General features: G+C 42.2%; 24 protein-coding genes. 2 read left to right on the top strand and 22 right to left on the bottom strand.

The genetic code is table 11. From position 1 onward, the window contains the following. Position 1: 1 nt before the first annotated feature. The gene (locus LC065_RS05705) at positions 2-1918 is read right to left on the bottom strand and encodes an LTA synthase family protein (protein WP_226593209.1); all 1917 of its coding nucleotides are present in this window, start codon (positions 1916-1918) and stop codon (positions 2-4) included. A 254-nt stretch (positions 1919-2172) separates the two neighbouring features. Here LC065_RS05705 and LC065_RS05700 point away from each other — a divergent pair, with 254 nt between their 5' ends. Continuing rightward, complete coding sequence (locus LC065_RS05700; protein ID WP_226593211.1) at positions 2173-2745, top strand: biotin transporter BioY; 573 nt, start codon at positions 2173-2175, stop codon at positions 2743-2745. Positions 2746-2906: 161 nt separating this feature from the next. On the opposite strand, the gene LC065_RS05695 is transcribed toward LC065_RS05700, so the two are convergent. From LC065_RS05695 to LC065_RS05660, 8 genes are all read right to left on the bottom strand, one after another. After that, positions 2907-4565, bottom strand: a complete 1659-nt coding sequence (locus LC065_RS05695; RefSeq protein ID WP_226593213.1) for a b(o/a)3-type cytochrome-c oxidase subunit 1 — start codon at positions 4563-4565, stop codon at positions 2907-2909. Beyond that, entirely contained in the window at positions 4562-5035 is a 474-nt protein-coding gene (locus LC065_RS05690) for a cytochrome c oxidase subunit II (protein WP_226593215.1), read from the bottom strand. Before LC065_RS05690 ends, LC065_RS05695 begins: the two co-directional genes overlap by 4 nt. 12 nt (positions 5036-5047) lie before the next feature. Next, positions 5048-5167 carry a cytochrome C oxidase subunit II gene (locus tag LC065_RS05685; protein WP_226593217.1) on the bottom strand — a complete coding sequence of 40 codons (120 nt, stop codon included), beginning with the start codon at positions 5165-5167 and terminating at the stop codon, positions 5048-5050. 772 nt (positions 5168-5939) lie between these two features. After that, positions 5940-7277: a PAS domain-containing protein gene (locus LC065_RS05680; protein WP_226593219.1), complete on the bottom strand. Its 1338-nt coding sequence runs from the start codon at positions 7275-7277 to the stop codon at positions 5940-5942. Then, positions 7274-7705 carry a GAF domain-containing protein gene (locus LC065_RS05675; RefSeq protein WP_226593220.1) on the bottom strand — a complete coding sequence of 144 codons (432 nt, stop codon included), beginning with the start codon at positions 7703-7705 and terminating at the stop codon, positions 7274-7276. Before LC065_RS05675 ends, LC065_RS05680 begins: the two co-directional genes overlap by 4 nt. 13 nt (positions 7706-7718) lie before the next feature. Next, positions 7719-8375 (bottom strand): response regulator transcription factor, encoded by a 657-nt coding sequence (locus tag LC065_RS05670; protein WP_264187890.1) that lies wholly within the window; start codon positions 8373-8375, stop codon positions 7719-7721. Then, the gene (locus LC065_RS05665; RefSeq protein WP_306163802.1) at positions 8350-8607 is read right to left on the bottom strand and encodes a hypothetical protein; all 258 of its coding nucleotides are present in this window, start codon (positions 8605-8607) and stop codon (positions 8350-8352) included. The genes LC065_RS05670 and LC065_RS05665 overlap by 26 nt, the downstream gene beginning before the upstream one ends. Before the next feature lie 88 nt (positions 8608-8695). After that, positions 8696-8956 (bottom strand): hypothetical protein, encoded by a 261-nt coding sequence (locus LC065_RS05660; RefSeq protein ID WP_306163801.1) that lies wholly within the window; start codon positions 8954-8956, stop codon positions 8696-8698. Positions 8957-9098: 142 nt separating this feature from the next. Between LC065_RS05660 and LC065_RS05655 the strand changes: the two genes are divergently transcribed. Then, positions 9099-9347 (top strand): DNA alkylation repair protein, encoded by a 249-nt coding sequence (locus tag LC065_RS05655; RefSeq protein ID WP_220584712.1) that lies wholly within the window; start codon positions 9099-9101, stop codon positions 9345-9347. A gap of 28 nt (positions 9348-9375) precedes the next feature. Here LC065_RS05655 and LC065_RS05650 read toward each other — a convergent pair whose 3' ends face one another. From LC065_RS05650 to LC065_RS05590, 13 genes are all read right to left on the bottom strand, one after another. Then, positions 9376-10737, bottom strand: coding sequence for a hypothetical protein (locus LC065_RS05650; protein ID WP_226593224.1), 1362 nt, complete (start codon positions 10735-10737; stop codon positions 9376-9378). Then, positions 10734-11426 (bottom strand): ABC transporter ATP-binding protein, encoded by a 693-nt coding sequence (locus LC065_RS05645; protein WP_226593226.1) that lies wholly within the window; start codon positions 11424-11426, stop codon positions 10734-10736. The genes LC065_RS05650 and LC065_RS05645 overlap by 4 nt, the downstream gene beginning before the upstream one ends. A 148-nt stretch (positions 11427-11574) precedes the next feature. Beyond that, positions 11575-12174, bottom strand: a complete 600-nt coding sequence (locus LC065_RS05640; RefSeq protein WP_226593228.1) for a hypothetical protein — start codon at positions 12172-12174, stop codon at positions 11575-11577. Between the two features lie 9 nt (positions 12175-12183). Next, entirely contained in the window at positions 12184-13371 is a 1188-nt protein-coding gene (locus tag LC065_RS05635) for a ParM/StbA family protein (RefSeq protein WP_160910633.1), read from the bottom strand. 400 nt (positions 13372-13771) lie between these two features. Beyond that, on the bottom strand, positions 13772-14734 hold the full coding sequence (locus LC065_RS05630) for a S8 family peptidase (RefSeq protein ID WP_226593230.1): 963 nt from the start codon (positions 14732-14734) through the stop codon (positions 13772-13774). Positions 14735-15840: 1106 nt separating this feature from the next. Beyond that, positions 15841-17187 (bottom strand): murein hydrolase activator EnvC family protein, encoded by a 1347-nt coding sequence (locus LC065_RS05625; protein WP_226593232.1) that lies wholly within the window; start codon positions 17185-17187, stop codon positions 15841-15843. A 53-nt stretch (positions 17188-17240) separates the two neighbouring features. Next, on the bottom strand, positions 17241-18134 hold the full coding sequence (ftsX, locus tag LC065_RS05620) for a permease-like cell division protein FtsX (RefSeq protein ID WP_226593234.1): 894 nt from the start codon (positions 18132-18134) through the stop codon (positions 17241-17243). A gap of 455 nt (positions 18135-18589) precedes the next feature. Beyond that, positions 18590-18871, bottom strand: coding sequence for a hypothetical protein (locus LC065_RS05615; RefSeq protein WP_226593235.1), 282 nt, complete (start codon positions 18869-18871; stop codon positions 18590-18592). 59 nt (positions 18872-18930) lie between these two features. Beyond that, positions 18931-19638 carry a cysteate racemase gene (locus LC065_RS05610; RefSeq protein WP_306163800.1) on the bottom strand — a complete coding sequence of 236 codons (708 nt, stop codon included), beginning with the start codon at positions 19636-19638 and terminating at the stop codon, positions 18931-18933. 99 nt (positions 19639-19737) lie between these two features. Beyond that, entirely contained in the window at positions 19738-21237 is a 1500-nt protein-coding gene (locus tag LC065_RS05605; protein ID WP_306163799.1) for a Mur ligase family protein, read from the bottom strand. A 135-nt stretch (positions 21238-21372) separates the two neighbouring features. Continuing rightward, positions 21373-22563: a carboxylate--amine ligase gene (locus LC065_RS05600; RefSeq protein ID WP_306163798.1), complete on the bottom strand. Its 1191-nt coding sequence runs from the start codon at positions 22561-22563 to the stop codon at positions 21373-21375. A gap of 889 nt (positions 22564-23452) precedes the next feature. Beyond that, the gene (locus tag LC065_RS05595; protein WP_226593244.1) at positions 23453-23617 is read right to left on the bottom strand and encodes a hypothetical protein; all 165 of its coding nucleotides are present in this window, start codon (positions 23615-23617) and stop codon (positions 23453-23455) included. Between the two features lie 274 nt (positions 23618-23891). After that, a complete protein-coding gene (locus LC065_RS05590; RefSeq protein ID WP_226593246.1) occupies positions 23892-24686 on the bottom strand; it encodes an RDD family protein in 795 nt (264 codons plus the stop codon). Positions 24687-24769 lie beyond the last annotated feature (83 nt).

Genomic DNA, 24769 nt, shown 5'->3' with positions numbered 1-24769 from the left:
ATTATTGTTCTTGTTTATTTTGATTCGGTTCATTGCTCTCGCTTTGAACCATTTCCGTTTCATCCAAGTAGCGTAGCAAGTCACCATAGATGATTGAATCAGACATCTCCAATTCCTCTTGAGCCTTCTGGAACCCTTCATTACAAAGATCAGATTCTAGCTCTGCCCCTGTCTCTCGATCATAACAGGTCCCTTGAATACCAACATATTCTTCGCTGGCAAAATTACCATCACGAGTGATCATTAATTGACGACGGTCTTCATCAAGCAGGTCGTGCCCGAATTGAATCGGATTATCATCTTGAATGCCCAACAAGTTCGTCAAAGTCGGACGAAGGTCAACTTGTCCACCAACGGTATGGTTTTTCTCAGCGTCAATTCCTTTTCCGTAAATCAACATTGGAACACGCTGCAACTGGAACTGCTCAAAATCGTTGATTTCTTTATCTAAATATTCGCCCATCGCTTTTTGGTGGTTTTCAGATATTCCGAAATGATCACCATACATGACGAGGATGGTATCATCATAAAGCTCCGAATTTTTAAAGTCTTCAACGAATTTCTTCAAGGCTTCATCCTGATAACGGATCGTCTGGAAATAACGGTTCAACGTACCACTGCCCGTTTCCCCTTCCTCAATGAACTTTTGCTCTTCAGGAAGTGTGAATGGATAATGGTTCGTCAACGTAATCAACTTCGAGTAGAAAGGTTTATCCATTTCTTTCATCATGTTCAATGAATCCTCGAAGAAATATTCATCCAAATACCCCCAGCCGTGAGATTTTTCCGGTGTGACATCGTAATCTTCCTTGGAAAAATATTCGTCAAAGCCTAGAGAGTCGTACATCACATTACGGTTCCAGAATGTTTTATCATTCGCGTGCATGGAGCTGGTAAAATAGCCATTCTCTCCAAGTAAACTTGGCAGTCCTTCATATTCATTCGATGAATGAGTGAAGAAAACAGCGCCACGGTTCAATGGATACATGGAGTTCGCAAGTAAAAACTCTGAGTCTGACGTACGTCCCTGTTTTACTTGGTGATAGAAATTATCAAAATAGATTCCTTCTTCTTTCAGGTCATTGAAGTAAGGAGTCAATTCTTCGCCGTGCAACGTATTGTCGACAACGAATGTCTGTGTACTTTCCAGAGAAAGTAAAATGACGTTTTTACCTTCTGCGACACCTTCTAAACGATTGCTGTCTTCCGATTTATTTTCGTTCAAGTAGTTGATGACCGGTACAAGTTCGTTACTATCTGCCAACGTCTTTTTCATCTCGGTTTTCCCCTGCAACACCACATCATAGACATGATAATTGATGACACCGATGTACTTAACGAGCATATTGCGGTCAAACGTACGCTCTAGAAGGTCCGTCCGCTCTTGTTCTGCCCACTGCAAGTTGATCATGAACAAAGGAATAGCAACGATAGCAAGAACGATTCCCTCCCAGCGCTTTGGCTTAAAAGCCTGGAAGCGTGAAGGTTTCAAGTAGAATAAGAGAAAAGCAGCAATGAGAACATCTACAAACAGCAAGGCATCAACAGGACTCATAATCGTTGTGATACTGCCTCCCAAGTCTGCAAGGTTCGCCACCTGGTTTAACATCGGGATCGTAATGAAATCATTGTATTCTCTATAAAAGAGAACATTTACGTATAAAAGAATGGAGCCTAAGATATAGGAAACGAACATTCCCCGACGTCCAGCCAGCAGAATCCCCAATCCGAATATGAGAAAAATACTGCTCAGTGGATTAAATGCCAGTATGTTTGCTTCATTGGAATTTTCCACATTCAGTGAAAAGATACTTGTCTGTATATAATTCATTTTCAACCAAAATAGTCCGATAACCAATAGGTAGACTAGTAGTTTTAAACCAGTTTTTTTATTGATATATTTATTGTTTGTAAACATTGTAAAACCTCCGTTAATTTTACATTACCCTATTTTACCTCATCTCAAATCTTTTTTGTACCACCTTATAGATAGTTTAAAAACTCTGACACATTTGCACCGTTTATATCAATGATTAGATAGAAAAAATGAAGCTCAATACCTATACTTCCGTCATTTTTCCTATTAAAGGAAAAAATCACGAATCTCCTAACACTTCTCCTCTTTATATGTTAACTTATATTTATAAAAGGTTAACGAAAGAGGTGTTAGGTATGTCACCACAGAGTAAAAAATTGAGGTTTATTGTAAACGGAGCATTGTTTGCCGCACTGACAGCAATTATGGCCCAAATTGAAATTCCGCTTCCCATTGTACCGATCAGTGGACAAACCTTAGCCGTGGGTCTCACAGCTACTATATTAGGAAGCAGGCAGGGGGCTGTTGCGATGATTGGGTACGCGGCTTTAGGGGCCGTTGGTCTCCCTGTTTTCGCAGGATTCAGTGGAGGAGCCCAAGTTTTAGCCGGCCCTACCGGGGGGTACATATTCGGCTTCATTTTAACAGCATTCATTACTGGCTATATTTTAGAGAAAACATCCTTTCATTTGCCCATGGCAATTGTTGCAAATGTGACTGGTATGATCATTACATTAATTTGTGGAACGATTCAGTTGAAGTTCGTCCTCGATATGACTTGGAACCAGGCCCTCGCCGCTGGTGTCTATCCTTTTATCGCTGTTGGACTCATTAAAGCTTTCCTTGCCAGCTGGATTGGCATTATCGTCAGAAAACGACTGATTCAGGCAAGATATATTAAAGAAGATCCCCAACCAGCAGCTTCGTAACCGCATATTTCCCAGGAAATGAAAAGAACGCCGTGATTAGTCACGACGTTCTTTTTTTATTCTTCTGTTTGTAGATCTACAAGAATCGTACTAACAATAAGGAAAAGCGGAATGCACGCGACGGTGAATGCAAATGCGAATGACATGGTCTCCCCCCTCTCCTACCATGTTTGGAACCTTCCAGACCCTGGTGGTGCATGTTGGATCAGGTCTGATAAAGGAATCGTGTAAGCAACAGCGATGAGTACAAAGGCAATCCCAATCCACAACTTCCAATTTTCCAAAAACCTTGGTGTAGCAGAAACATCACTGGAGGCAATCGGAAACGACTCGGCTTGATGAACATCTGCTTTAGGCGCTATCCACCACAATTGAATGACAATGTATATCAGTAATGAGGCCGACAGAAAGAGAATAGATCCTCCGACAGCCATCGTCACATGATTGGATAAAATTCCATCAAACCACGCCAGTGCATCATCATGTGCATATCCTGTATAAGCGGTACGCCTTGGTGCCCCCATCAATCCCAGTACATGCTGGGCCGTACTCATGAGAAGCATCCCCACCGACCATGAAATGATTTGAATAAAAGCGAGCTTTTGTAAGGCCTTCGTAAAACGTCGTCCGGTCAAGTAAGGGATCAACCAGAACGTCAGGCCGAAGAAGGTCATAGCTACCGGTGTTCCGACCGTGATATGAAAGTGGCCCACGACCCATAGTGTGTTGTGGATCACTTCATTCATTTGGAAACTTGCATTGATAATTCCACCTGCACCCCCTGGAATGAAGAAAGCCATGGCGATAAAGATAGAAGTAAATCGAACATCTTTCCATGGTAACTTCCGGAACCACCCAAACAAACCTTTTCCACCGAGTTCTCTGCCCCGCAACTCAAACGTGGCAAACATGGAGAAAGCTGTCATGAGAGATGGAATAATAACCATAAACGTCAAAACCGTTTGTAGAAACTTCCAGAAACTTGCGATCCCTGGCTCTGTCAACTGATGGTGAAAACCGACAGGAATCGAGAAAAGAATAAACAGAACGAACGATAGGCGTGCCAGCGAATCACTAAAAACTTTCGCACCAATAATTTTTGGTACAATCACATACCATGCCATATAGGCAGGCAATAACCAGAAATATACGAGTGGATGACCGAAATACCAGAACAGTGAACGACTCAATTCAACATTAATTCCGTCCACCCATCCGAATGCCCAAGGGATAAACTGAAACAGCACAGCAGCTACAACCCCAAGACAGGCGATGACCCACATGATAAGAGTAGCGACTGTCATAAAAGCGAATAAAGGGCTGAATTCCCCTTTGTGCTGTTTCCTCCAAGCCCGATAATGGCCGATCAAAGCAAAGCCTTGTATCCATGTACCAATGACAAATAAGGCGAGGCCAACATAGAACAGGCCGTGAGCTTGTAAAGGAGCATAAAAGGTATAAAGGACAGAAGCCTGGCCTCCGATCACCATGATGACAACTAAAAGAGTTCCTAAGGAAGTTACAATAAAACCAATCCAATTCCACAAAAGCACCTTATGTCCGAATGACCCAAGCGTCCGACTCATCCCTGCCTGGAAAAAGGCGAAAATGAAAAATGTCGTAAAGACGATCGCTAGTAATAGGCCGTGAGCTGTTAACACTTGGTAATAATCAAGCCACCCCGGTAACGTAAGAGCGTCATTCCTTATGAAGACCTGAAGCAGACCACAAAGTGTCCCTATCAAGAAAGCGGCATACGCAAAACCTAAGTTCGCGAGGGCAAGTTTTCGTTCTCCCTTTTCTATTTGTCCGATTTTCATTGTTCAACCACCTCGATTTCTGTACTCATAAAATGGTGGCCGGATCCACAATACTCATTACAAATGACAAGATACGTACCAGCCTCTTGGAACGTATGCTTTTTATGGTTGATCTCCCCCGGCACGACCATCATATTCACGTTTGTCCCGACGACGGAAAAACTGTGAACGACATCTGCACTTGTAACCGTAAACGTGATCTCTTTCCCTGCAGGTACTTGAATCTTTCCAGGATCGTACCCGAAAGCTTTGCCCACCATAACCACTTCATAGGTGCCATCCTCGTTTTCATACACCCCCGGCTGATCGAAAGGGGCCGTTTCAAAAACCTTATCTGGATCAATTTTCATATGTCCCCCCGAAGGTGTATGACCCTGATGGAAGGCACTGACGCCAACGACAGATAAAAAGATAATAAGTGCCATGATTCCGAAAATAAGCCAGATTTTTTCGTATTTGTGTAAATGCATGCCCTTCCCCTCCTATAACCTCTGGATATATAAAAAGTAAATGCTCACCCACATGACTATAATGATGGCCCCAACGGCCAGAACACTCACAAGGGTCCCCTTTAGCTCTGTATGATCCTCCTGTTTTTTCATAACCATTCCGCCCCCTCTTTCCTTCATTTGATCTAGTTCTATTGTATCGAGGGTACGGGAAATAAAATATTGGGGAATCCCCTCATCTTAAAAAGCAAAATCCCCTATTCCTCTTTTTAAGCTCAAAAAAATCACTTAACAACCTTATCCAACAAGAGCTCCCTATTGTGGAAGACTCAGTTTCGAGAATTTTGTTGAGTGGAAGGGGCTGCGGGGAATAGCTCGCTTTCCGCGGGAGCGCGGTGAGCCTCCTCGGACTACGTCCTGTGGGGTCTCACCATGCACTTTTTTCCCGCAGGAGTCTCGCCATTCCCCTACGCCCCCTGCCATATAAGTATCTCGAAACCCTCCCGAAATAAGTTGTTTTATCCACATGATAATTGGAGGGGAATCAACTCCCCAGAAAGCTATTCTGCATGCGTAAAGCTTGTTATATAGCGCTTTATGCTTATAACATCACGTTAGTGGAGAGCCCCCCCACAGTGAAGAGGATCGTTTCTCTCCTATATCGAATGGGGTGGTCGGGAAGCTGCGAGACTCCCGCGGGAATGGATCGGCTGGCGAGACCCCGCAGTGCGTAGCACGAGGAGACTTGCCGTCATCCCCGCAGGAAAGCGAGTAGCTTCCCGACCACCCCTATCGCCCAACAAGGTAACGAACTCTGGACACATCTCGAAACTGAGTCTTACACAATCCTGCCATATAGTTTAATAACTTTTCTAAAGGGACAGTATTTCTAAATCTCACATAAAAAAAGAAGCCTGATTTATTCTCAGACTTCTAAGGGGATATTCACTTGGATTGTGGTTCCTTTGTTTTCGGCCGATGTGATGGAGAGGGATCCACCTACGGCACGTGCCCTTTCTTCCATGCTGAACAATCCTACACCTTTATTGGATGGACCAACGGGGAACCCGTTTCCTTTATCCGATATCTCAATAAAAAGGCCGCTCTCTTCTTCTTTTATCAGGACCTGCGCTTCCTCTACACCGGCGTATTTTCTTACATTAGTCAGCGCTTCCTGGGTGATGCGGTAAATGTTTGTTTCAACATTAGGAGATAAGCGGCAGCGGACGTCTGATTGAAACGTTACATTCAATCCATATGATTTTTCTAATCGATTAATAAACGAGCGTAAGGCAGGCATTAGTCCGAGTTCATCTAACGCAGACGGTCTGAGTTCCCAGGACATATCCCTTACACTTTGAATCAAGTGGCTGATGTCTGTAGTCATCTGGTCAATCAATGGATGCGTGTATTCTTTTTCGAGCCTTTGAACGGTTATGAGCAGGCTGTATAACTCTTGGCCGATGCCGTCATGAAGTTCTCTCGATACATGTTTCCGTTCATTCTCCTGTACATCGATGATTCTTGTCATCATATGTTGGAGCTCTTGTTCCACACGCTTACGTTCCGTGATTTCATTTCGTATGGCCAAATATTGATAGGGTTTACCGTTTTCATCTAGAAACGGGACAATCGTTGTATCTACCCAATAAAAGGATCCGTCCTTTGCTTTGTTACGGATTTCTCCTTTCCATACGCGGCCGGTGCCAATCGTACGCCACAGCTCCTTGAAAAATTCTTTCGAGTGGGATCCGGAGTTTAATATTCGGTGGTCCTGCCCAATCAATTCCTCAACGTCGTACTTCGATATCTCTGAAAATTTTTTGTTTACGTACCTTATTCTCCCCCTTTTGTCTGTGAGAGCGACAATCGAGGACTCATCCAACGCATACTTAATATCTAGAAGCTCTTTAAATGGTTCATAGCTTTCGCGATCAAGGGTGCTTCTTTCGGCAAGATTTTGAATCGTAACATAAAAGTAGCGGATACTTGAGACGACTGAATCGTGAACAACTAAGAAAACCGGAGAGGGGCTCTCTCCCTGCGGGGTAATATAATGCTCCAGAAGGACACCTTTTTCACAGCTATGTAGATCGTCGAGAGACAGGTGAAGAAACAGATCTTCCAGCACTGCTTCCTCTCGATTTCGTTGAAATAACTCTTCTGCCCGACCATTAAAGCACGTAACCACGCCGTCTTCTCTTACAATCAAAAATCCTTCCCTTCGGGCGGGAAGAATAGGTGAAAGTGTTTCTTTCTTCATTCCACCGCCTCCCTTTCTTGAAAATATGCTTGTATATAAGATGCCAATCGATCACACAACTCCTTGTCTGGCAAGGCATGGGATGAACGGTAAGCGATCAGAAGAACAGCACCGAAAAGAGATGACGTGACGATTGGGACCGCTGCAAAAGCCTGTATTTTTTCGGATAATACAATGGGATACTCTCTGATTGGCAAGGGTAAATGTGCAACATTCTCACATCTGAAATCTGTTCCTGTTTGTAAAACCCTTCCTGCTACCCCTTTTCCGTACATGACACTCATTCGCTTATACCGTTCATTCAATGGGCGATCGGCATACGTCCACCTGATTCCCTTGGATGGGGAGTGAAACTCCGCAATAGCAACTAAGGATGCATCTGTATCTGCAGCGACTTTTGCACAAAATTCTTCTAACGATCGCCTCACGCGTTCAGCCCCTTTATAGAGAATATCCAAGCAATCCTTTCTTCCATGCATACTCCACCAATTCAGGCCGGGTTTTAAGCTGTAATTTCTCCATCACATGCGCCTTATGAGCTTCGACCGTTTTAACACTGATGACTAGTTTTTCAGCAATATCCTTATTAGCAAACCCTTTCGCGACCAAGGCCAGAACTTCGCGTTCCCGGTCCGTCAGCAAACGGTAAGAATCCGATGTCTTGCCGCTTTTCAGTTTGTTCATATAATCTTCCATTAACCGTTTTGTCGCTGAGGGGTACAGATAAGCATCCCCCTCCGCTACTTGGCGGATGGCTTTTAAAAGTTCTTCATGAGGAGCATTTTTTAAAATACACCCGGATGCACCAAGTTCAATGGCCCGAAACAAATACTCTTCATCATCATGCATAGTGAGAATAAGGATATGTGTGTCAGGGAATTGTTTCTTTATTTCTGATGTAGCGGATAACCCATCTTTTCCGTGGGGCATAGACAAATCCATCAAAACGACGTTCGGACGGTTTTCCTCTACTTGAGCAAAAGCTTCATCCCCTTCTGAGGCTTCACCTGCGACTTCAAAATCATCCACCGCATTTAGGAGCATCCGTAATCCAGAACGAACAACGGCGTGGTCATCGACGATCACAATGGAAATCATCCTCATTCCCCCTCTTCTTGATATAGATCCAAAGCCACAGCCCTGACCTCTGCTCTATTTTTAGTTCCATACCTGTTCTGTTCTGTATATGTCGAAGAAAATCCTTTTTATCTACATCGATCTGCTCGTGTGGGGAATGGAATCGAAACGTTATCGATTCCTCCTCCATATGGATATCGATCGCATCGGTATCCGCATTCTCTACGATTAAGAGGATGGTTTGTTGAATCAACCGGAATATCACCTGTTGATCTATAAAAAAGGTTTCTCCGTCATCCGAAATACGCACCGTTACGCCGAACCGATTTTCTATTTCTTTACTAAATTGCTTTATGGCAGGAACCACCCCTCTTTTTTTCAAGGGATAGGGGGGTAGACTCATTCGATTTACTTCTCATATCATCAATAATATGAGTTAACAAAAGAGCAGCTTTTGATGAATCACCCTCCTGGTCCATTTGATGGAGCAGCCCAGTCAAAAGATGACTATACCTTTCATGAAGGTCATAAGATAAATCATGTAACATCGTTTCATACATTTGGATGATTTCATCCGCTGGAAGTTTCGTTTTCTCCTTCATCCTATTCCACCTCGATCACACGTAATCTTACTATCATCATACCTTCAAAAAGACTGAACGGATATTAGGGCATTCCCTGATTTTCATAGTCCGTTCATAATTTTCAGGAACATGGGGAACGTAAGAATGGAGGTGGACAAACATGCAACCTTATCTATGTCCCAACTGTAAAACCAACCGCTCTCGTTTTAATTTAATCGAACAGGAAGCAAAAGCTGTAAAAATGAATCCAAGAACAGGTGAACCAGATGAAAGTTACTCATCTGAAAATATGGATCCTTTTCACATGGCCTACAAGGGTCCGCAAATTAAAGTCCAATGCGGAGCGTGCGGTTTAATTGAAGATGAAAAGTCTTTTATCGCTTTCGCTGAGCATAATCGCTTAGACTGATCCTCTGTGATGAACCAGAGGGTCTTTTTTATGAAATCAATTCTTTCCTGACCGATCGTCCCAGCTTGAAAACCACAAGTGGAACACCTAATAAGAACAAAGGATGGTACACTCCAGCTCCCAGCAGAATCAAACTTGCGACTCTTCTCCATTCTTCACGATAGAAATCTTCCTTTTGGATCATCATCAAGCGTTCGCTGATGACCCTTGCAAGATCAACATAAACAAATAAGATGATTGCAATCAATTGCATTCCCAAAGCTGCTAACGATTCAGCAAGTACGATTTGAATGCTTATGAAGGAGAAGAGCACAGGTAGAAACCCAACATACGCCCAAATCAAATAACTGTTTTTACAGCTTTCCTCCTGAATCGGCAGGGAATGGAAAACTTTCTCCACATCTAAAAAAAGCCCTCCTGCTACTTCGCAGTAAACAACAATAGCAATGGGCAGCGTGAACATTAACATCCAATCGACCCTCATCGGAATGACAAGGATAATTAAACAAACCGTCGGGATCGTTTTCCAGATCACATCCGCTGACTTTTGAAAATACCCGGTCCATATCCGTCCATAAAGATGCCGCACAGAATAATGACGGCCTCGTTTCTTTTTCCAGATCGACTGGGTAATCCCAAATCTTTTCGGCGGCTTAATATTCACCTCGGTGAAATAGCCGACCAACCACATATTCCACACACGCGCATCATTGATATCGATAACTCTCCCCCAGTCCACCTCCTCTTTACGCATGAAATATACTAGAATCAGCACGGATAAGCCAAGGTAAAGAAGTGTCACAGGATATCCAAGAAAAAATAAAACGGAAAGAGCTCCACTAAATAAAGAAACACTCAATTTATGAACGGACGACATTGAAAACAACTTCCACTGCATCCATAAAGATAACGGATAACTAAAGAGTAGAAGCGATGCCCATAAAACGGCTGATTCCCACGACATCAAGACAAGCGCAAAGGGAAGAGGGACAACCATGATCACTAAAATTTGAAGGGTGTACTTTTCTAAAAATAAATAGGTTAGGAGTCGCTTTCTTGGGTGAGGTAAAAAGCTAAGCTGAAGTTCTGAAGATGTAAAACGAATGCCAGGGTCTGTAAAAGAAGTTACGGCTGCACTAATGACTGCCAAAAAAGGGAGAAATAATGCGTAAGAAGCTAAGAATGATCCCCTTCCGTCTAAAATAGTAATCAACTGTTTCAGCCAGTCATAACCGATGAACAAACAGAAGATAATGAACAAACCGCTATAAAAAGCCACAACGGGATCAATAACCATATGGTATGTCTGCTTATAAAGATCGAACTTTTTCTTCCTTCTTTTCTTTCTCAGCCATTTATATACCGAATATGTCGTACTAGGCTCCATCATGTCGACCTTCTTTCCAGCTCGTGAAATTCTGACACATCTCCCGAGGAAGAGACTTCCCCCTCTACGAGCATGACATAACGGTCGGCAAGTTCAGATACCTTCTCCAGTTGGTGAGTTGTCAGTAATATACCGGCCCCATTAGCTTTTTTCCTTTGTAACTCTTCCTCAAGAAATCGACCTGCATAAACATCCAGTCCCATGAACGGTTCATCTATGAATAAAACAGGAACATCAGGGATGAGAGCACAAATGGTTTGGACTTTCTGCCTCATTCCTTTAGACAGCGCTTCCGGATATTCATCCAGCTTGTCCTTCAATTCAAACCCTTCGGTATAGGTTTGTACTCGACTTTCAAAAACGTCCCCGGGAACAGAATAACTCTTCTGATAAAGCTTAAAGTGATGATAGACCGTCAATTCGTTGAACAAAAGCGGTTCTTCCGGTATATATGTAAAATTTCTTTTGTACGCTTTATATTGCTTGTCCTGATCATTTCCCGTAATGGTTAATGTTCCATTGTTTTTTTCCCGCAAGCCGATGATCGTCTTCATCAATGTTGATTTTCCAGCCCCGTTATGACCGACCAGTGCCATGATTTCATTTCTTTTCACATGAAAACTGATATCCTTCAGTATTCTTTCTTTTTGTATATCGACACTGCAATTCTTGACGTCCAATACCACTTCCATGCCAACACCTCCGCCTATTTTGATTTATTTACGAGTACAGGCAGAAAATAGTTTCAAATTTCATCCAGGTGATTTCGCTAATGGTATGGCTGTTAAAAAAGTTGCCCAATAAAAATAAGCCCTCTCCGCTTATACGAGGGGCTTATAATCATTTATTCATTCTTGATAAAAAGTCACCAAGCAAGTCATCGTCATCTTCTTCTTGAACATCTTCTTCTCGTTGTTCTTGGAAATCAGCTTGAAGATTGTCCAAATCCAGATCATCCAAGTCATCATCCCCGTCTATCTCAAGTGGGGTCTCAGGCAGGACAGCTTTCTCCTTCTCAGGTTCGATCTCTGTTGGAATCTGTGTTTCTTCCTCTGAGGCCGCCTCTTCTTGAAGGTAGAGTGCATCATCAATATGATAGGCATTGCTGTTCAACGATGCAAGTAAAGTCGTTGCTCTTACAGGATCCATCATGAGTTGGTAAAGGATGCTGCCGATGAGGGCTTCTGAGTGTTCGTGTTTAATCCAACTTTTTTGCTCTTTCGTAAGAGCTTTCGGAAGCGGGATCGTCACGGTTTCCTTCTCTTTCGTAAAGGACTGGTTCACTCCATCAAGGACGAACTGAGCAATTCTACTTGAAAAATTCCTACGTTCCTTCTCTTTTAACTGGGACAGCTGTTTTAATAAATGATCCGGTGTGTCCGAGGGGACCCGGAACGTAATCGACTGTCCCCTCTCCACACTTTTTCTAGAAGAACTCATCCAATCACCTTACTTAGAAGATCCGGCTTTTTGTTCTACTTTTTTATTAGACTTGTCTTCTAACTTCGAATTCTTGCGGATATAGTCAGAGATGAGCTTATAATAAGCATTGGCCATCATCCAAATGCTCTCATTTTCATCTTCAAAGAATTCAATGTTAAAGCCATCCAGTTTATTATTCAATGTCTTAATATAATCTTTCAATACAGCTGATCCGCCACCTACGAAATAGCAGATTTCAGACTGGGAATTCTTCTGCCATACATTTCTCAAGTAACGGTATTGTTTCTTCGCAAGTTCAAGCAAAATGCGGTCCGTGATGTCGTGGACATTTGTACGGCTTCCTCGGACCATAATGTGATGGCGATCATTTTTACGTGTAATGATATCAACGACATCACGACGACTGTCCAGTTCAACCCCATGCTTCGTAAGGATCTCATCACGAATCATCTCTAATGACTCAGATACTCCCAAGTTGAATCCCTGAGCCTTGTCATCATCCACATTACGGTTTCTGATAACAGCGATATCCGTAGAAAGACCACCGATGTCTTGGATCAGGATTTGCTTATCTACCAACTCTTTATTAATAATGTTCAAATCATTATCCATCACAAGGTTTACATAAGCAGCAAAGCCTTCTGGATAAACTTTAACCTCATCAAACTTGATGTTCACTTTCATTCCTTGATATTTAGGTGTAACCAAGAATTCCACTTGGTGTACAGAACCTAGAAGCTGGGAGCGGTAACCCACATCTTTTCCTTCTTTTACTTCACGTAATGGTAACCCTGTACCAAGTGTATAGTTCGCTTCAATCACGTTGTTTTTAGCTGATTGTGCATCTTTCCCAGTAACAGCGTCCATGGCAAGAGATGCAAACAGCATGATCAATGTTTGATCTTCTTCGGATTTGTAACTCCCAGGATCCAACTCCGCAGAGTTTGTAGTCTTCGTAGCTAAATTCCCTACACGATAAATAGCATTGTTCTCACGTAAAGCAGGGGAATGCACTCGAATATGTAGATTATCGAGTGGATCCTTATCATCTAGATCTTCAATTCCGATAACCGGACGGTCCTCAAGGTCTCTAGCGACCACATTAGGAATATATAGAGAAGATTCCAACTTTCCAAAGTTCGCCTTCACGGCATCATTACCAACATCAACAGCTGCAATTCTAGAGTTTGTCATTAAACAGCTCTCCTTTTCTTTTGCTAGATTTGACCTCACCTTACTCTAAATCTATTAAACAATCTGAAAATAGTCAATGCGCCTTTTTACGTGTTCATAATTGTATACTTGCTTGCAATATTGTTTGCATGTATTCAAATTTGCACACATCCTTATATATCAACGTGCATACAGTTTCGTACACATGTAAACGTAATTGCAAACGCACTGAATACATTTTTGTGTACATGTAATCATTTTCGTACACTTGTATTCAAAAATGTGTGCAACCGGTTATTTACCATTATTTAACTATCTTCGACACAAAATCACGGTCTGAGTTTATATTGTGTTTTCTAAACGGTGGACTTGGTTTGCACAAAAAAAAGAGAGGTAACAACCTCTCCATTTAAATATATAGTTATGTGATGTAGGTGCTAAATAATTCTTCTAATTTTTTTGTCAGAGCCAAGGTCATTAGTCCATTTCCTTCGGCTACTTTAGAGTGACCTAAAGGAGTTGTACGCTTGATCAGTTGTGAAAATACTTCAGATTCGGACATTTGCCTCTGAAATTGAGATTCTACTAAAGGAATGATTAATGCAAGGCCACCAGAAACATGTGGAGTTGCCATAGAAGTACCTGATAAGCGAGCATATTTACCTTCAAGATAGGTGGAGAGGACATTCACACCAGGAGCAACAAGATCAATTTGATCATTCGTGTTCGTAAATGGTGCCAGCCGTCTCCGCTCATCCACAGCCCCTACTTGGATGACTTCGTTATAAGCTCCGGGATATGCATACTCCATCGTATCTTCCCGTCCATCACCTTCATTCCCTGCCGCACATACCACAGATACTCCTTCGGAAATGGCATTCAAGATCGATTTTTTTAATTCTGGCGTATCTTCTGGTCCTCCAAGAGACATGGAGATCACACGAACACGTTCATTGTTCTCCCCTCTCCATTGCACCGCATAATCAATAGCATCTGTAATCCATTGATATTGCCCACTCCCCTCTTCTGAGAGAACCTTAAGAATAAGAAGCTTCGCTTGAGGTGCTACACCAACTACACCTTCACCATCTTCCTTAGCGGCAATAGTACCGGCTACGTGAGTTCCGTGCCCGTTATTATCTTGGAAATTTTCGGCATCACCATTATAATCATCAGTAAAGTTTCGTCCACCTACAATTTGTCCTTGTAAGTCTGGATGATCACTCTGACACCCTGTATCAATAACAGCTATGACACTGCTCTCCCCTTGCCGCGTCTCGTCCCATAAACTTTGAGCCTCGACCATATGGACACCTTTGGGTATTTCATTCGTCGTGTCCAAAATAGCATCCATTCTGTAAGGTATAAGTTTCATTCGATTCATACTCTTCCTCCTTCGGATATGAACTACAAACTGGAAGACTAGTCATGAAGAATGTTCTCCTTTAATTATAACACCGAACATATGTTACGTTCACAATATTAAGAAAAAGAGGACTTATATACGATGAACTTCGAAATATAATGAATCATTATTCTTAATCATGTTTGTTTTATAGCATGGATAAGGTATAATATTCAGTAACTATTCTTTATAAAGAACTAATTGAACCCTAATTGAGGAGGTTTTTTCGTGATAAAGAAGATGTGTACCCGTTGTTATAGAGCTTCCTACAGTAGTAGTAATAACAGTCCTTGGTATTGTCCTATTTGCAACGAAAACCTCACACATATTGCACCTCTCCCCATACATTCTATAAAGTTTCACGCCTCTAAAAAGAAAATAATTCAAGCTTATGTCCATAATAAAACGGTCTTATGATGTGATTCACTAATTTTTCTCATCGTGTACGGTTCCCTTCTAGATCTTCAGATGGAAGGCTAGTCTGTCTCTTACCTCCAAGACAAGAAGGGAGAAAATTGATGCTGACACACTACCTAATCATACCCTGCCAAGTTATGCACATGTGAATAACTCATTAAATAATCTTCCCCACCCTTCTATTAACAAGATTTCCACAGGAACTACACGCGATGACCATTCTTAATATTCCTAAGATCCATTACGAATCCACCCATGTTTGCAAAGATGATGTCAGAAACGCTGTTTGCAGCGTTGGAATGCTGTATACTCTTAGACCTTGAAAAATAACCCCCCATGGCTCATAGAGGTGTATAAAGAAGGCTACTTGTCTTAATATGATGCTTTAAGAGGGGACAGAGTAAATCGAATTGTCCTGACAACTCCTAGCAGTCGCAATCTTTGTGGCTTCTGTTGATTAGGGTGTGTTAAGACAGGATGAAACGAATGGGCGGGTTACAATAATTATCTGTATGCCAAAATACAGAACTCACGACATCTTTAAATTTCTCAAGATGTCCTAAAATGAAATCTCATACATCATTAAAAAGCGTATAGAGAAGAACAAAGCAAAAAACCGATGGAAAATCATAAAGATTTTCCATCGGTTTCGTTCTTGCGCTTTACTATTATGGCAAGTATTTACGTGGGTTTACAGAGTTTGAACGTGCTCCGTTCCAGCTTCCTTCATGGATTTCAAAGTGAAGGTGCTGTCCTGTAGACGCCCCTGTGGTCCCCATGTTTCCAAGGAACTGGCCTCTAGATACAGACTGTCCTGCAGAGACGGCAGGCGTACTTCTCATATGAGCATATACTGTCGTGAATGTTTGGCCATTGATACGGTGAGAGATCATAACCACATTCCCGTAGCTTGATGAGTAATTGGCACGGATCACTGTTCCGTCAGCTGCTGCATGAATCGGAATAGTGCCCCCGGCAGCCAAATCAATTCCTGAGTGCAACTTTGGTTCTCCTGTAATAGGATGGATACGGTTTCGGTCAAATTCTGATGTAGCAGGTGCACTTGCAGGCCAACTGAAGTATGCTCCACTATTAGAAGAAGATGACTCATTGGACGAGCTTGAGCTTGAGCTTGAGCTTGAACTTGAGCTGGAATCATTGCTGCTTGTGTTTGAAGCCGTTGCTTTCTTTTCAGCCGCCGCTTTTTCAGCTGCTCTCTTTCTAGCTTCTTCTTCTGCTTTACGCTGTCTTTCACGTTCACGTTCAATTTCCTTCTGAATGGCAGCTTCTTGCGCAGCAAGAGTATCCTGTTCTTCTTTAATGTCCATCACGTGATTGTGCGCAAGCTCTTCTTTCTGTTCAAGATTCTCCATCAATTCGTTTTTCTCTTCTTTTTTCTGATCGAGTTCTTGTTTCAAAGCTTCTAATTCTTGCAGTTTATCCTCAAGAGATGCTAGTTCTTCTTCAACCTGAGCTTTTTTCTTTTCTACTTCTTCTTTATCAGCTTTATGCTGCTCCAAGATTTCTTTATCCTGTGTAGCGATCGTATTCAAACTCATGACACGCTCTAAGAAGTTCCCGAAGCTTTCCGCACCCATAAGAACATCCAGGTAATCAATCGCTCCACCGTTTTGGTGCATGGATTTAACGCGGTCCTTTAAAAGTTCATCTCGTTCGGCAATTCTTTTTTCAAGTTCAGCAATGTCCGCTTTTAATTGCTCGATGTTTTCTCTTGTTTTTGCAATTTCTTTTTCTTTCGTTTCGATCTTGTCCATCGCTTCCATCACTTGCTTGTCCAACTGTGCGATTTCAGCGTTTACTGCTTCCTGTTGTTCTTGAAGCTCTTCAATTTCTTTCTGTTTTTCTTGTTTTTCTTTTTCTTTTTCAGACTGCTTGGAACGGTTCTCCTCTAATTTATCCTGATTCGTTTCTGCGTTGACTGTTTGGGAATAGAGTGGAAAACCGGATAGAATAAGACTGACGGTCAGAGCGGCAACTAAAACTCTCAACTTCAAACTTTCTTCCTCCCCCGAATCCTTACCTGTTTATTTTTGTTAGATCCATAGATTTAAACTCTCAAATACTTACGAATAGACGTGAAACTTCCCCATAAACCAATGACGACCCCCATTAAGATCAGCAATGCGGATACTTTTAAGACGAATGGGTAAACGGGCAGCAATTCAATAAACAATGTAGGGTATCTTGTGGTCACTTCTGTGTAAAGATAATCATACCCGAATACAACGAGTGCAATGGGTACAAGTGAACCAAGAATACCAATTAACAAGCCTTCGAAAAGAAATGGCCAGCGAATAAACCAGTTTGTCGCTCCGACCATTTTCATAATTTCAATCTCTCTCTTACGAGCAACGATCGTAATTCGAATCGTATTCGCAATCAGGAACATAGCCGTGAATAGAAGCCCGGCGATAACCGCATAACCTACATTACGAGCCACATCCATGACATTGAAAAGACGTTGCACTGTTTCTTTGGCATATTCAACTTTTGCTACGCTATTAAAATCTTCAATAATCTGTGCAACCGGGATTGTATCTTCAGGGTTTTCTGTTTTGACGATGTACACATCATTCAAAGGGTTTTCATCCTTCAAGGATTCAAATACCTCTCCATCATCGCCAAGACTATCGATCAAGCGATCCAATCCTTCTTCCTTGGATTGAAACTCTACAGAAGAAACAGCCGATACTTCTTCAATTTGATTCTTTAAATCTTCACGGCTTTGATTTTCAGCCGTTCTATCTATAAAGACGCGAACTTCTACGTCTTCTTCGATCTGTGTACCAATGTCGTTTAGATTCAATAACAATGTGGCAAAAACTCCCACCAGCAACAAGGTTACAGTCACAGCTGAAATAGAAGCTATGGACATCCACCTGTTTCTAGCTAAGCTTTTGACTCCCTCTTTTCCGTGGCGACCAAATGTCTTAAATTTCATAAGATTGGTCCCCCCGTGTCATCCGTTCAACCTCTCCATTGTATAGAACGGAATCCCTCAGAACATAAGGTGCTGGACTGCGGTGATGCAGATCGAACAATTTATATCACTTCCTACTAAACTCTCATTTTGTGAATCTATGTTGTCTGTTGTATGTACTTTAAGTCGTCTGTTGCATTTTCCTATCTCATTATATCAAAGATATTCGCTAAATAAAGACAAATTATTATTACATTTGTGTTTCAAATCATAACAAAACACACGTATGTTTGCGTTTCCCGTCGACAAATTATGCTCTCAAGATGATTTATAACAAGGATTAAAGTCATAGGTTAATAGAATCAGATACACACTATTACAAGGATGAACTTCCAACCATAAGGAGGTGTTGTTGATTATAAACATCTAAAAAAGGCAAAAAAATAAGACAATTCTTTTGGAATTGTCTTAAGAGCTTAATTTTTCATTTTCTTCAAAGTCTCCAACTCGCGCTTGAGCCGGATATTTTCCTGCCGTATGGAGTCCAGACTGTCTGGATTTCGTTGAGTAGGTGATAAATGTACTTCATACCATGACTTTTTCAACGCATCGTTTACTTCACTCGTCCTTCTGATGACTGCTGAAGGGTAGTGGGACTTCAAATGAGATACTTCTTTTTCAGAAAGCCTCAATTCCCTGAAAGAAATCCCCTCTTTGAAAGACTCTGACAAAAACTGCTCGAACTCACTTTTGGTCATGATCTGTCCCCCTCCTGAAGAATGGTTCTTGTTACAAATATAAGAAGGGGGGACGCTTTTCATGACTTTTGATAAACCGTTTCTTTTACGACAACGTTGGCGACGACTTCCATAGGGTCGATCAGAGGAACGGGTAGGTGATAGGGCTTCAACACAAGACCAATCTCTGTACAGCCTGAAATAATCAATTCTGCACCATTATCCAAAAGTTCCTGGGAAGCGTCTTTCAGTAGTTGAAGGGGTTCTCCATCTGTGTTCCCGCTTTTAATCCCGTTTTCACCATAAATGGCTCGCATGACTTTATCATTTTGTGTGTATGGTGTGGGATTGATCACTTCCAAGTGATCGAAATACTTTTTGAAGAGTCCGGTTTCCAAAGTTCCGGTAGTGGCAAGCACTCCGATTTTTTGGACGGTTGGATAATGGTCCTGAATAAACTTCTTCAATTCCAAGAAAGCATTTAATAATGGGAACGACACAAACTTTTGAACCTCTTCAATGAAATAGTGGGCGGTCATGCAAGGTATACACGCCACATCCACGTCAAGCTTTTCTAAATTTTTAGCTGCGTGGACCATTTCAGGAACCGGGTTTTCCCCTTTTCCTGAAATAGCTTCGGTACGGTCGGGGATCTTCGCATTGCTGTCTATGATGACTCGGTAATGCTCTTGATCTTTGCTTGCATTCGTCGCTCGTATAATCTTCATATAACATTCGGCGGTTGCCTCAGGTCCCATTCCCCCCGAGTATGCCGATAATTTTATCATTCACTGTTATGCCTCCTAACGAAAGACCGGGACCTAGCTGTAAAATTGACTCAGAGGATTCCTGCTACTCTGTTTTTCAATGGCTTGAACAATTTCTCTTCATCCATTTCCGGACGTATCTTGTTTAACTGTTCCAGGGCGATTTTCGCTCCAGGGGTCCATTCCCTGACATCCTGCCAACAAGACCACGTCGTCTTTTTCTGCTTCTGAAAGTGCATGGTGGACGGCATCATCCAACTCTTTATACAAGTCTACATGGATGCCTGCTTCCTCCATCATTTCCTGGAAGACACGCAGTTCTTCTTCTGTCACCCGGTCTTTTTCATCCACATGCGAATGGCTGAGGGTAGCAATCACTTCAGTAAGACCCAATTTTGGTGCCCATTCTACAATGGCTTTTGCATTTTCTCTGTTGACTGTAATTCCACGACTTCCACGAATTGCATAGACAAGCTTAAGCTTTGAATATTCCATTTGCTGCAAAGTGTTCAAGGTGACATTGATATTTCCATAGTTGGCGAAGTGATCGTCCAAAATTTTAATATCGTCTTCAAACACCATTTCAAAGCGTCGTTCTACACCACCGAAACCTTTTAATCCAGATTGGATGGTTGGAATCGGTACCTCATTCAACAACCCTACAGTAATAGCTACCATGGAATTATAAACAGAGTGATATCCCGGCGTCGAAAGCTCAATGGCAAACTCCTGTGGGTCGTAGGTTGTCCCACCTACAGTAAAAGGCTTCCGGATTTCAACCGTAAATTTCGCCCGGCCTGTGGTAAGGTCCAAGTCTTTACATACTAAATCGCCATCTCCTGTTTCTACACTGAATGTGAGTACATTGGCTTTTGTTTGATCGATTAAGGACGCGGAATAAGGATCATCAAGATTCAATATCGCCCATTTGTCTTCACCCGCATTACGGATCAAGCTTGCTTTGCAATTAAAGTATTCCTCAAAAGAACCATGCAGATCAATATGCTCCCGGCTGATATTGTTTAAAGTAACAATATCAAAGTCTACACTCCCCACTCTGCTTAAATCCAACGCTGATGAGGAAACTTCCATCGTCACATGGGAAACATCCTGATCTCTCATTTGGGCAAAATAATGATGCAGGTCGAGCGACTCCGGTGTCGTAAGTTTTGTAGGTTCGGAGTAGTCACCAAACTTGACCACAACCGTTCCGATCAAGCCTGTTTTAAGACCATGCTCTTCGAGAATGGCATTCGTCATAAATGAAGTGGACGTTTTCCCGTTGGTCGCTGTGATTCCAATCGTTTTCATAGCGTTTGAAGGATGGTTATAAAAAGCATCGCTGAGTGCTGCAAGGGCACGACGGCTGTCATTTACTTTATATTGCGGAAGGGCATCCCAACCGGGTTGATAATCTTCAACCACAATGGCAGACGCTCCATTTTTTACAGCTTCTGCTACATAACGATGTCCATCTGTCTTGAAACCTTTAATGCAGACAAACACGTCCCCCTGTTCTACATTTCTTGAATTGTATGCGAGTCCTCGGACGTCCAGGTCTCTATCATTCCATGATTCAAGTACATCGATGAATGATAATAATTCTTTTAACTTAGCCATTCTTATCTACCTTCCCTGCATTGTTTTTGCCTGTTCTATTGGAAAACATAGGAGTACCGTACAAAACGTTCGATTATTGGTTAGCATTTCCTACGGTCCGCCATCTATATTCTTTGGACCCTGTCGGAGCAATAGTTACTTGCTTTTCTTTGTTACTTTATTGACCACCAAATTCGCCAACTTTTTCCCAAAAGAGAATGCTGGTTTTGGATCTTTCGGGTCCCAGATAGCATGAGCTTTCGGTCTGAAATACGACTTCAACACCTTCTGAGGGGAGAGTTGTCCCGTTTTGATATATTCCCTGACAGCCAGAAGATCCTCGTAGGCATACCAGAAAACAAGATTCTGATCCTCTTCTACCGCTTTTGGCTCCACCGGGTCTCCAATCAACTCTTTATAAGTGATATAAGGGATGTTGATGCCTGTTTTTTGTAATAAATGGTTCAAATTCGTGATACGGACATTGATTTCAATTAAATAGTACTGGCCGGTTTCTGCGTCCTTTTTAAATTCAATTTCTGCGAAACCTTTATATCCGATTCCTTCTAAAAACTTCGTACCTAGCTCATAAAGCTCAGGTACATATTTTTGCTGGGTGTAAACAGATGCCCCGTAATTGACAGGGAATTGACGCAGCTTTTGGCAAGTCACCCAATGCGTCACTTTGGAGTTTTGGTCCAGGTACGCATCAAATGTGTACATATGGTCATCAAAGTCAGGAATAATTCGTTGGACGATGACTTCTATATTCGCTTCTTTCGCTTGTTCCACTTTTTCAATTAGTTCTTTTTTATTATGGACTTTGAAAAGCTTCCTTCTGAACTTAGAAACAAAAGCTGGTGAATCGACCGGCTTGACGAGACAAGGGTATTTGATTTCCTCTTCTACTCTTTTTACAAGATTCTCATCATCCACTTGAACCGTTTCCGGAACAGCTACTCCATGCTCGGAAGCCAGTGTGTGGAGTGTACCTTTGTCCATTATCTTAGTATATAATCCTTGTTCCGTTTGAGGAATAAGGAAATACTCCCTTAATTCCGGCAGATATTCATCCACGAATTCTACATATGGATCGGCTGTCGGAATAAGTACAGGCGCATGATCCTGCTTTTTGGCATAGTCGATCAAGAAAGTTTTTAAACCTTCTGGATCTTCCTTATAGTGAGGACCAATCAACGCTTCTGTACAATATTTGGACTCAAGTCCGTAGGAGCCTTCCCAGGCATAGTCCACCGCTGCAACATGAACATCATGAATGCCTAGACACCTGATCGTACTCAATCCAATATAATAATTCGCTCCTAGAACAACCGCTTTATTCGCCATGAGATATCCCCTTTTCCATCTGTTGAATTGTACTTGAAAATATATATAGAACACGTATTTATTTTGGTTGTTTTCTTTCTATATGTAAACATAACTATTTTACCACAAACAGGTACCTAACAAAACGTAAACCCCTCTACCTGAAACAACCTTAGTCCAAGTCACCCTCTTCGTTATTAAAGTAAATGGCAGGATTGTTGAAGACTCAGTTTCGAGGCTTTCCGGGGTTCGTTGCACGGATTGAGCGCCAGGGGTGGCTGGGAAGCTACTCGCTTTCCTGTGGGGGAGTGGCGAGCTTCCTCGAGCTTCCTCGGGCTACCGCCCTGCGGGATCTCGCCTACCTCCTTTCTCCCACGGGAGTCTCGCAGCTTCCCAACCACCCCATTCGATATATGCGTGAAACGAACCCTTTTCCGAGTATATGAATCTGTAACAAATCATGATCTATAGTCATAAAGCGCTTAATAACATGCTTTTTTATTCATAACAGCGGTGGAAATATGCATATTGCATGGTTTTCCTTAATAGATAAAAGCTCCCTTTTCCGCAAGTGGTTTCGAGATACTTATATGGCAATGGGGCGGAGGGGAATGGCGAGACTCCTGCGGGAAAAAAGTGCATGGTGAGACCCCACAGGACGTAGTCCGAGGAGGCTCAAAAGAATAGAGGAAGTTCGATTAAGTTCGGCACGTCCTGTGCCAACATCGAACGACCCCACTTCGTGTGGGGCCCCGCGGAAAGCGAGCTATTCCCCTCCGCCCCCATCCACTCAACAAACGTCTCGAAACTGAGCCTTAAAGTATAGGGAGCTAATCTGCAATGTGTAAGGTTCGGGCTAAAAAAAAGAAAGTGGTTCCTTTTTATGCAGGTCCACTTTCTGTTGAAGCATTTATTTGAATGTCTGGTGGCTGAAATCGACTTCAGCTGGAACTTGGTCTTGGTGAATGGTAGGGCTTTGAACCTTCTTAAAACGACGAACAACTTTATCAATGGCATATAGTACAAGGAACGTAAGCAAAACGGTTAAAGACAACACATAAAGAGATGTAAGCATAAGCTATAATCCCCTTTCCTCTTGATATTTTCAGGTAGGAACAAACATAACCTTCCCCCACGGATAGACCGTTTATTCACCTATATTCGATTAAATCCTAGTATATAATACCAAATTCTACACTGAAGTAAATATATTTTCGTGAATTCTTTTATATTCACTTAAATACTTATAAATTCAAACGTATACATAAAGATCAACAACGTGGAAAATCTCTTATAGACAAAAAAAATAGCCGCTTCCCCTCCTGGAAAGCCGGCTTTTCTTTTCTCCTTTATAACTGGAATTCCCACTCTTCTTTTATCTCTATATAAGCAGCATAAAGTCGAGTAGCTAACTCATCTTCACTCTTTGTTCCATCATCTAACCCGAGTTTGGGAAGAAGGATCTCAGCAACCTCCCTGGTCATGGTGTTTTTTTCTGCAGGTTTTAGGGTCGGGTACCGATGAACATAGGTTTTCAACAGCGTCCAATCTTTTTTCGTAAGGTTTTGTCTTTCCCAGTCTCCAACGACTTGCTGAGTCGATTCCAGGCCCCGGTTTTCAATCTCTTTCTCCACGAGCGTCTGTTTCTTTTTCGCGCGTTCTTTTTTCCGTTCATGGATGACGATCGTTCCACCGACAAGATCACCCAGTCTTTTGTGCTGAGGATGGAAGAAAACCATCAACATCCCAATCAGATAATAAAAAGGAAGCATATCAATGATTCGTAATAAGTTTCGAATCAATATGGATAGGACCGTTGCTTTTCCTCCATCTTCTTTGACGACTCGGAGACCAAGCATCATTTTTCCAAGGGTTTTCCCCCCACTGAACCATTCGAATAAGAAGAAATACCCCCACTGGATGCCGAATAAGACAAGGATAACAAAAGCGATCACCCACCCGCGCCCTTCCAACATGAAGTCCAAATGGTTTTCTGTAAAAACGAGAAACGCAATCATTCCGCTATATAATAAGCCTAATAGAATGGAGTCGACGATTTGAGCCGCTCCCCTGCTCCCTAAGCCTGCCAATTGAAAATTCAAAGTCACGTGTTCCGGTGTCTTTACTCTCCACCTTTCCTCCATCTTCTTCCTCCTTCCTTATGGGTTCCCATATGTCTTTCGGTTTTCTATAATAGAAGTAGAATGTAAAAAATTCCCGTATTGCA

The organism is Halobacillus litoralis, assembly GCF_020524085.2.
GTDB lineage: Bacteria > Bacillota > Bacilli > Bacillales > Halobacillaceae > Halobacillus > Halobacillus litoralis_E.
Note: the sequence above shows the minus strand (reverse complement) of the source record. Positions and strands in the feature narration are given on the sequence as shown.

Bases quoted from the DNA above. Each gene is read 5' to 3' on its own strand.
- LC065_RS05705 (WP_226593209.1), bottom strand. From the start codon at position 1,918: ATGTTTACAAACAATAAATATATCAATAAAAAAACTGGTTTAAAACTA.
- LC065_RS05700 (WP_226593211.1), top strand. From the start codon at position 2,173: ATGTCACCACAGAGTAAAAAATTGAGGTTTATTGTAAACGGAGCATTG.
- LC065_RS05695 (WP_226593213.1), bottom strand. From the start codon at position 4,565: ATGAAAATCGGACAAATAGAAAAGGGAGAACGAAAACTTGCCCTCGCG.
- LC065_RS05690 (WP_226593215.1), bottom strand. From the start codon at position 5,035: ATGCATTTACACAAATACGAAAAAATCTGGCTTATTTTCGGAATCATG.
- LC065_RS05685 (WP_226593217.1), bottom strand. From the start codon at position 5,167: ATGAAAAAACAGGAGGATCATACAGAGCTAAAGGGGACCCTTGTGAGT.
- LC065_RS05680 (WP_226593219.1), bottom strand. From the start codon at position 7,277: ATGAAGAAAGAAACACTTTCACCTATTCTTCCCGCCCGAAGGGAAGGA.
- LC065_RS05670 (WP_264187890.1), bottom strand. From the start codon at position 8,375: ATGATTTCCATTGTGATCGTCGATGACCACGCCGTTGTTCGTTCTGGA.
- LC065_RS05660 (WP_306163801.1), bottom strand. From the start codon at position 8,956: ATGAAGGAGAAAACGAAACTTCCAGCGGATGAAATCATCCAAATGTAT.
- LC065_RS05655 (WP_220584712.1), top strand. From the start codon at position 9,099: ATGCAACCTTATCTATGTCCCAACTGTAAAACCAACCGCTCTCGTTTT.
- LC065_RS05650 (WP_226593224.1), bottom strand. From the start codon at position 10,737: ATGATGGAGCCTAGTACGACATATTCGGTATATAAATGGCTGAGAAAG.
- LC065_RS05645 (WP_226593226.1), bottom strand. From the start codon at position 11,426: ATGGAAGTGGTATTGGACGTCAAGAATTGCAGTGTCGATATACAAAAA.
- LC065_RS05640 (WP_226593228.1), bottom strand. From the start codon at position 12,174: ATGAGTTCTTCTAGAAAAAGTGTGGAGAGGGGACAGTCGATTACGTTC.
- LC065_RS05635 (WP_160910633.1), bottom strand. From the start codon at position 13,371: ATGACAAACTCTAGAATTGCAGCTGTTGATGTTGGTAATGATGCCGTG.
- LC065_RS05630 (WP_226593230.1), bottom strand. From the start codon at position 14,734: ATGAATCGAATGAAACTTATACCTTACAGAATGGATGCTATTTTGGAC.
- ftsX (WP_226593234.1), bottom strand. From the start codon at position 18,134: ATGAAATTTAAGACATTTGGTCGCCACGGAAAAGAGGGAGTCAAAAGC.
- LC065_RS05615 (WP_226593235.1), bottom strand. From the start codon at position 18,871: ATGACCAAAAGTGAGTTCGAGCAGTTTTTGTCAGAGTCTTTCAAAGAG.
- LC065_RS05610 (WP_306163800.1), bottom strand. From the start codon at position 19,638: ATGATAAAATTATCGGCATACTCGGGGGGAATGGGACCTGAGGCAACC.
- LC065_RS05605 (WP_306163799.1), bottom strand. From the start codon at position 21,237: ATGGCTAAGTTAAAAGAATTATTATCATTCATCGATGTACTTGAATCA.
- LC065_RS05600 (WP_306163798.1), bottom strand. From the start codon at position 22,563: ATGGCGAATAAAGCGGTTGTTCTAGGAGCGAATTATTATATTGGATTG.
- LC065_RS05595 (WP_226593244.1), bottom strand. From the start codon at position 23,617: ATGCTTACATCTCTTTATGTGTTGTCTTTAACCGTTTTGCTTACGTTC.
- LC065_RS05590 (WP_226593246.1), bottom strand. From the start codon at position 24,686: ATGGAGGAAAGGTGGAGAGTAAAGACACCGGAACACGTGACTTTGAAT.